The 7,089-nt window shown below is 71.6% G+C and carries 7 protein-coding genes; 6 read left to right on the top strand and 1 reads right to left on the bottom strand.

All coding sequences use genetic code 11. The features are described from left to right. Positions 1-101 precede the first annotated feature (101 nt). The 6 genes from hemQ to BGN97_RS01245 all read left to right on the top strand — a co-directional run bounded on the left by hemQ (position 102) and on the right by BGN97_RS01245 (position 5,506). The gene (gene hemQ / locus BGN97_RS01220) at positions 102-794 is read left to right on the top strand and encodes a hydrogen peroxide-dependent heme synthase (RefSeq protein ID WP_292697351.1); all 693 of its coding nucleotides are present in this window, start codon (positions 102-104) and stop codon (positions 792-794) included. Beyond that, entirely contained in the window at positions 791-1,795 is a 1,005-nt protein-coding gene (hemC, locus tag BGN97_RS01225; protein ID WP_292697352.1) for a hydroxymethylbilane synthase, read from the top strand. The genes hemQ and hemC overlap by 4 nt, the downstream gene beginning before the upstream one ends. Positions 1,796-1,800: 5 nt before the next feature. Further along, a complete protein-coding gene (locus BGN97_RS01230) occupies positions 1,801-2,613 on the top strand; it encodes a uroporphyrinogen-III synthase (protein WP_292697353.1) in 813 nt (270 codons plus the stop codon). Continuing rightward, positions 2,610-3,587, top strand: a complete 978-nt coding sequence (gene hemB, locus BGN97_RS01235) for a porphobilinogen synthase (protein ID WP_292697354.1) — start codon at positions 2,610-2,612, stop codon at positions 3,585-3,587. The genes BGN97_RS01230 and hemB overlap by 4 nt, the downstream gene beginning before the upstream one ends. 45 nt (positions 3,588-3,632) lie before the next feature. Beyond that, positions 3,633-4,952: a glutamate-1-semialdehyde 2,1-aminomutase gene (locus BGN97_RS01240; protein WP_292697355.1), complete on the top strand. Its 1,320-nt coding sequence runs from the start codon at positions 3,633-3,635 to the stop codon at positions 4,950-4,952. Positions 4,953-5,059: 107 nt separating this feature from the next. Next, positions 5,060-5,506 (top strand): hypothetical protein, encoded by a 447-nt coding sequence (locus BGN97_RS01245; protein WP_285638005.1) that lies wholly within the window; start codon positions 5,060-5,062, stop codon positions 5,504-5,506. Positions 5,507-5,534: 28 nt separating this feature from the next. Here BGN97_RS01245 and BGN97_RS01250 read toward each other — a convergent pair. Beyond that, the coding region (locus BGN97_RS01250) for a hypothetical protein (RefSeq protein WP_292697357.1) at positions 5,535-7,089 on the bottom strand (1,555 nt) is incomplete at its 5' end.

Below are 7,089 nucleotides of genomic sequence, written 5' to 3' on the forward strand. Positions count from 1 at the left end.
CGTTCACAACCTCACGGGGAAGTACAGCTAGCGACCGTCTCCCGCTGGGGACTGAGGTCTCCAGGTACGCGGCACCCCTCAGGAAGGGGCAGACTGGATGCATGCCGGAAGTTCGTGAAGACATCCCATCCGAATCCGCCCCTGCAGGCTTCACCCTCTGGGCCGTCTGGCGCCGAAACCCCGACGCCCCGGTCGTGGAGACCGAGGCCACCGAGCTGGAGACGATCGTCGCCGACATCGAGGAAACCGGTGTCTCGGTGCGCGGCTTCTACGACGTCAGCGGCCTGAAGGCGGACGCCGACCTGATGGTCTGGCTGCACGGCGACACCGCCGAGGAGCTGCAGCGCGCCCTTCGCCGTCTGCGCCGCACCGACCTGATCCGCCCGCTGCTGCCGGTGTGGAACGTGATGGGCGTGCACCGCGACGCGGAGTTCAACCGCGCGCACGTGCCGGGCTTCCTCCGCGGCGTCGAGGCGAAGGGCTGGCTCTGCCTCTACCCGTTCGTGCGCACCCCGGAGTGGTACCTCGCCTCCGAGGACGACCGCAGGCAGATGCTCGCGGACCACGGACGCAAGGGCGCCGCGCACCGCGGTGTGATCGCCAACACCGTCGCCGCCTTCGCGCTCGGCGACTACGAGTGGCTGCTGCCGCTCGAGGCCGACGACCCGACCGAGCTGGTCGACCTGATGCGCGACCTGCGCTACACCGAGGCCCGCCGCTTCGTGAAGGAGGAGGTGCCCTTCTACACCGGGCGCCGCCTGCGCCTCGACGAGATCGCCGACGTGCTGCAGTGAGAACCCCCATCCGTCCCGGCGCGCCGATCCGTCTCGGAACAAGGCGCAGCGCGCTCGCGCAGGCGCAGTCCGGGCACGTCGCGGACGCCCTGGCGAAGATCATCGGGCGCCCTGTCGAGCTGGTGCCGATCGTGTCGGAGGGCGACACCAACCGGGCATCCCTCTCCGAGATCGGCGGCACCGGCGTGTTCGCCAACCGGCTGCGCGAGGCGCTCGTGGCGGGGGAGTGCGACATCCTGGTGCACTCCCTGAAGGATCTGCCGACGGCTCAGCCCGACGGCCTCGTCATCGCCGCGACACCGGTCCGCGAGGACGCCCGCGATGTCGCGATCACGCGAGACGGCACCCCTCTGCACGAGCTGCCCGCCGGCGCGCGGATCGGCACCGGCGCGCCGCGTCGCATCGCCCAGGTGCGCCGCCGCGCTCCGCGTGCCGAGACCGTCGACATCCGCGGGAACGTCGACTCGCGACTGGAGCGGGTCGCATCGGGGGAGCTGGATGCCGTGATCCTCGCCGCCGCGGGGCTGAGCCGGCTCGGTGCGGACTCCGTCCTGCACCGCGAGCACCTCGGCCTGGCCGAGTGGCCCACCGCTCCCGGCCAGGGGTCGCTGGCCGTCGAGACCCTGACGGATGCCCCGGCCGATCTGCTCGCCGCGCTCGCCGAGCTCGACGACGAGGACACCCGCATCGCGGTGACGGTCGAGCGGGCGATCCTCGCCGGGCTCGAGGCCGGATGCCAGGCGCCGATGGCGGCCCACGCGCAGGTCACAGGCGACAGCATCCGCATCCGCAGCGTCGTGTACGAGCCGGCCGGAACCGGGCGGATCGGCATAGACGTCACGGAGTCCCTGAACGGGGGGTATATTCGTCGGAACGGCAGTGGCAACGGAGCAAGTGCTGCCGATGGTGCAGACCCGATGCGCGCGATCCGTGACATCGGCATGTCTGCAGCCCATCGGCTGCTCGAACAGGGAGCGGCCGACCTTCTCCCGCGAGAGTGATCCTGATGACTGCTTCCGAAACGAAAACGGCCAAGCCGCTGGACGGTTGGCGCGTCCTGGTGCCGCGTGGCGGCCCGTGGGGCGACAGTGTCGCCGCGAGCCTGCGAGTGCAGGGAGCAGTGCCCGTCGTGGCCCCGCTGATCAACTTCGCCCCCACCACGGATCAGGATGCTCTGGATGCCGCACTCGAGCGGCTGCAGGAGGGTCACTACGACTGGCTGACCGTCACGAGCGCCACCACGGTGGACGTGCTGTTCGCGCACCGGGTCACGGTGCCCAAGCGCACGAAGATCGCCGCTGTCGGCGAGACCACCGCGGCTGCTCTGCTCGCGGTGGGGTATGAGGTCGCGCTCGTCCCGGAGCTCGACAACTCGGCAGCGGGGATGGCCGAGCAGATGATCGCCCTCGAGCCGGAGCCCCGTCGCGTCCTCTCGCTGCGCAGCGAGATCGCCAAGCCGGTGCTCTCGGTCATGCTCAATGACGCGGGCCACGACGTCGACAGTGTTGTCGCGTATCGCACCGTGGGAGTGCCGGTCACCGACCGCATCCGCCGCGATGTGGAGAACGGTCGCATCAACGCGATCCTGATCACCAGCGGCTCGGTCGCGAGCCAGGTGCGCGAGCAGTTCCCCGAGATCCCCGATTCCACCCTGCTGGCCGCCATCGGCCCCCGCACCGCGAAGGACGCGCAGAAAGCGGGTCTGCCGATCTCGGTGGTCGCCGACCGGCAGACGGTCGATGCGCTGATCGAGACGGTGTCGCACTTCACCCTCCCGCACGCGGCCGACGAGTTCGCGGCGGACGAGTCCACCTCATGAGCCGTTTCCCCGAGACCCGGCTGCGCCGGCTGCGCCAGTCCGCTCCGGTGCGCGACCTGGTGCGCGAGACCTCCCTCTCGGCCCAGCAGCTGGTGCTGCCGATGTTCGTCCGAGAGGACCTGTCGGAGTCCGCTGCGATCGGCTCGATGCCCGGCGTCGTGCAGCACTCGCTCGATTCGCTGCGCCGGGCGGCGGCGGACGCCGCCGAGACCGGCATCGGCGGGGTCATGCTGTTCGGCATCCCCGAGGTTCGCGACGCCGAGGGCTCGGGTGCGGACGACCCCGAAGGCATCCTGAACGTCGCGACCGCTGCGGTCGCCGCCGAGGTGGGTGACGCCCTGGTCGTGCAGACCGACCTGTGCCTGGACGAGTTCACCGACCACGGGCACTGCGGGGTCCTCGGCCCTTCGGGCGCCGTCGACAACGACGCGACGCTGGACCGCTACCGCTCGATGGCTCTCGCGCAGGCGCGGGCCGGCTCGCAGCTGCTCGGCCTGAGCGGCATGATGGACGGCCAGGTCGCCGCGATCCGCGAGGCGCTCGACACCGAGGGCTTCCAGGACACCCTGCTGCTGGCATACTCCGCCAAGTACGCCAGCGCCTTCTACGGTCCCTTCCGCGAGGCCGTGGATTCGCAGCTGAAGGGTGACCGCCGCACCTACCAGATGGACGCCGGCAACCGCCGCGAGGGCGTGCGCGAGGCGCTGTTCGACGTGGACGAGGGCGCCGACATCGTGATGGTGAAGCCGGCGATGGCGTTCCTGGACATGGTGCGCGAGGTGCGCGACGCCGTGGACGTGCCGGTGTGGGCGTACCAGGTCTCGGGCGAGTACGCGATGATCGAGGCCGCCGCCGCGAAGGGCTGGATCGATCGCCGCGCGGCCATCCTGGAGTCGCTGCTCTCCATCCGCCGTGCCGGTGCCGACGCCGTGCTGACGTACTGGGCGGTCGAAGCGGCCGAGTGGCTGCGCTGATCAGCCGCAACGCCGCTCATAGGTCGTTTTCGTAGGCTTGTATCCATGACCGACCGCAATGACACCCTGTTCGATGCCGCCCGCGCGGTGATCCCGGGAGGCGTGAACTCGCCCGTGCGGGCGTACGGTTCGGTGGGCGGGACGCCCCGGTTCCTGGCATCCGCGAACGGTGCCAGGGTGACGGATGCCGCGGGCACGGAGTACATCGACCTCGTCGCGTCCTGGGGACCGGCGCTGCTCGGCCACACGCACCCCGAGGTCGTGCGCGCGGTGCAGGAGGCCGCGACCCGCGGCCTGTCCTTCGGCGCCCCCACGGAGGGGGAGGTCGAGCTCGCGCAGCTGATCGCCGATCGCGTGCAGGTGGGCGACGCGCGCCCGGTCGAGCACGTGCGCATGGTGTCCACCGGTACCGAGGCGACCATGACCGCCATCCGCCTGGCGCGCGGCGCCACCGGACGCGACCTGCTGGTGAAGTTCGCCGGTCACTACCACGGGCACTCCGACGGGCTGCTGGCCGCTGCCGGCTCCGGCGTCGCGACGCTCGCGCTGCCCGGTTCGGCGGGTGTTCCCGCTCCGATCGCCGCGCAGACGCTCGTCATCGACTACAACGATCCGGATGCCCTCGCGGAGGTCTTCGCCGAGCACGGCGACCGCATCGCCGCGGTGATCGTTGAGGCCGCCTCCGCGAACATGGGCGTGGTCGCACCCCTGCCCGGCTTCAACCGCCTGATCGCGGAGACCGCGCATGCGCACGGCGCGCTGATGATCCTGGACGAGGTGCTGACCGGGTTCCGCGTGCACCCCGCCGGTTACTGGGGCCTGCAGCAGGAGGCCGGCGAGCAGTACCTGCCCGACATCATCACCTTCGGCAAGGTCGTCGGCGGCGGGATGCCGCTCGCGGCGCTCGGCGGCGCTGCCTCCGTCATGGACCTGCTGGCGCCGGTCGGCCCCGTTTACCAGGCCGGCACGCTGTCCGGCAACCCGCTCTCCGTCGCGGCGGGCCTGGCGACGCTGCGCCTGGCGACGCCCGAGGTGTACGCGAAGATCGACGCCTCGGCATCCCGTCTGGCCGATGCCCTCCATCGTGCGCTGACCAACGCGGGCGTCGTGCACGCCGTGCCGCGCGCCGGCAACCTGTTCGGCGTGGCCTTCTCGGCCGAGGCGCCCACGACCTACGCCGAGGCGCAGGCTCAGGAGTCGTTCCGGTACGCGCCGTTCTTCCACGCCATGCGCGAGCAGGGGATCGCCCTGCCCCCGAGCGTGTTCGAGGCGTGGTTCCTCACCGCCGCGCACGACGAGGCGGAGCTCGCCGCGATCGAAGCCGCCCTGCCCGCGGCGGCGGCCGCAGCATCCGCCACCACCTGACTTCGGCTGTCGGGTCCCTCTCCCGTTGTCGATCCGCACAGCGGATCGTTGCCGCCTTGTGAGCAAGTCGCAGGCATCTTGCAGGGCGGCGCTGGCAGACTGGGATCATGGTGACGCTCCTGCTGGATCAGACGCGACTCGAGGTGGTCCTGTCTCCGATCGAGCGCGCGTCGACCTTCCACCGCGAGAACGTGCGCGTCGAGCGCGAGCACATCACCCGCGTGCAGCTCACCGATGATGCCTGGACCTGGCTGCGCGGCGTCCCCGGACCCGGGACCTACATCCCCGGCATCCTCGCCGCGGGCACTTGGAAGGGCGCCGGCACGACGGATTTCGTGCTGATCCGCAAGCGTCGTCCGAGCGTGGTCATCGACCTCGAGGGCGACGAGCAGTACCAGCGGCTGATCCTCACCACCCGCCACGGTCTCGCGCTCATGCAGTCGCTGCGCCTCGAGGTGAGCGCCGAGCCCGCCGACGTCGTCGAGATCGCCACCGGATCGGTGCCCGTGACGAAGCCGCGTCAGCGACCGGTCATCCGGCCCCGGCCGGCCTGACGCCGACCTTCAGGGCGTCCTGCGGCGATCAGCCGTGGTGCTGGTCGCCCTCGTGGTTCTCGTGACCCTGGTCGCCGTCGTGGTCGTCCGCCCCATCGGCATCCGCTGACGCCTCGTCCTGCTCGTCGTCCGCCGTGTCCGGCTTCGGGACATCGCCGTAGGGGTAGTCCGGCGCGGGGCCGTCGAAGAAGCGGCTGGCCGCGCTGGAGAGCGAGCTGCGCATAGCAGCCAGGCGCGGGTCGTCCTCGGGGATGTCGTCCACGACGCCCTCGTCGTCGTCCTCGTCGTGCGACAGAGGCGGCGTGAACACCGGGATCGCCTCGGTGGCCGGTGCGGGCGTCTCGGCGTCGCCGAAAGACGCGGATGCAGGGATGCCGGTGATCAGCTCCGTGAACGTCGTCCGGTCGGTCAGCGGGGAGATCGAGATGGCGCCGGTGGCGTTCGGCAGGATGCCGGGACGCTCATCGGGATCGGTGAAGAAGTCGGCCGGGTCTGCCGGCGCGGCGGGCTGTTCGGGGGCGTCGGCGTCGGCGTCGGCGTCGTCGGCGTCGTCGGCGTCCTCGTCCTTGTCCTCGTCTGCGGTGTCGGCGGTGTCCGCGAGGCGCGGCGCCCAGAGACCCGCCACCGCGTCGCGCAGCGAGGTGGAGGCGTCCTCCTCGGCCGGTGTCTCGTCCGTCGCGCTGTCCTCGGAGGCTGGGGCCTCGCCGTCGGCATCGGATGCCTGGTCTTCGGCGTGCTCGGATGCCTGGCCGCCGCCGTCCTGCGCGGCGAAGTCGTCCTCGGCGCTGGAGTCATCGTGGGTGCTGGAGCCGTCCTGGCTCTCGTCGCCGGTCTCGGCCTGGACGTCGGGCTCGCCGCCGGAGCGGTCGCTGTCCGTGTCCTCGGAGCTCGCGGATACGTCGGTGTCGGCGTCGTCGGACTCGTCGGAGTCGGAGTCACCGGAGTCGGCGACCGGCGAATCGTGGACATCGCCCGACAGGTCCTCGTCGCCCTCAGCGGCGTCCTCGGCGTCCGTGTCAGAGTGCGCGGGGGCGTCGGCCGTGTCGTCGGCGTTCGCCTCGTCGGCGTCGGTCTCGAGGCCGGCCTCGTCCGCCTCATCGCCGTCCGTCGCGGCGTCCGTGCCGATGTCCTCTGCCGGGCCGTCGGCGTGACCATCGTCGTTCGGCTCGTCGTCGCTCTCCACGGCGGTGTCTTCGGCATCCGGCGTAGACGCACCGTCGGCAACGCCCTCATCGGTGGAGCTCTCGTCCGCGTCGGCGCTGGTCACCCCGGCAGGCGTGGCGGACTCCGGCGTGCTCCAGGGCAGCGCACCCGCGAGGGCGCCGGCATTGGCGCCCTCGGCCTCCGAAGCCGAAGCGTCCTCAGCCTCCGAAACCGCGGCGCCCTCGGCCGACGCACCCGCAGCACCGTCGGCATCCGCTGCGTCGCTCGCAGCAGCATCCGTCTCGGAAGTGCCATCCGCGGCGGCCTCGTCAGCATCCGCCGTCGCACCGGAGACGATGTCCACCGGGGCTGTGCCGTAGCCGACGCCCGCGGCGGCGACCAGACCGCCGTCGGCGACCACCGCGGCGGCACCGGCGGTC

Source organism: Microbacterium sp. 69-10 (assembly GCF_001897945.1).
GTDB lineage: Bacteria > Actinomycetota > Actinomycetes > Actinomycetales > Microbacteriaceae > Microbacterium.

Bases quoted from the DNA above. Each gene is read 5' to 3' on its own strand.
- hemQ (WP_292697351.1), top strand. From the start codon at position 102: ATGCCGGAAGTTCGTGAAGACATCCCATCCGAATCCGCCCCTGCAGGC.
- BGN97_RS01230 (WP_292697353.1), top strand. From the start codon at position 1,801: ATGACTGCTTCCGAAACGAAAACGGCCAAGCCGCTGGACGGTTGGCGC.
- hemB (WP_292697354.1), top strand. From the start codon at position 2,610: ATGAGCCGTTTCCCCGAGACCCGGCTGCGCCGGCTGCGCCAGTCCGCT.
- BGN97_RS01240 (WP_292697355.1), top strand. From the start codon at position 3,633: ATGACCGACCGCAATGACACCCTGTTCGATGCCGCCCGCGCGGTGATC.
- BGN97_RS01245 (WP_285638005.1), top strand. From the start codon at position 5,060: ATGGTGACGCTCCTGCTGGATCAGACGCGACTCGAGGTGGTCCTGTCT.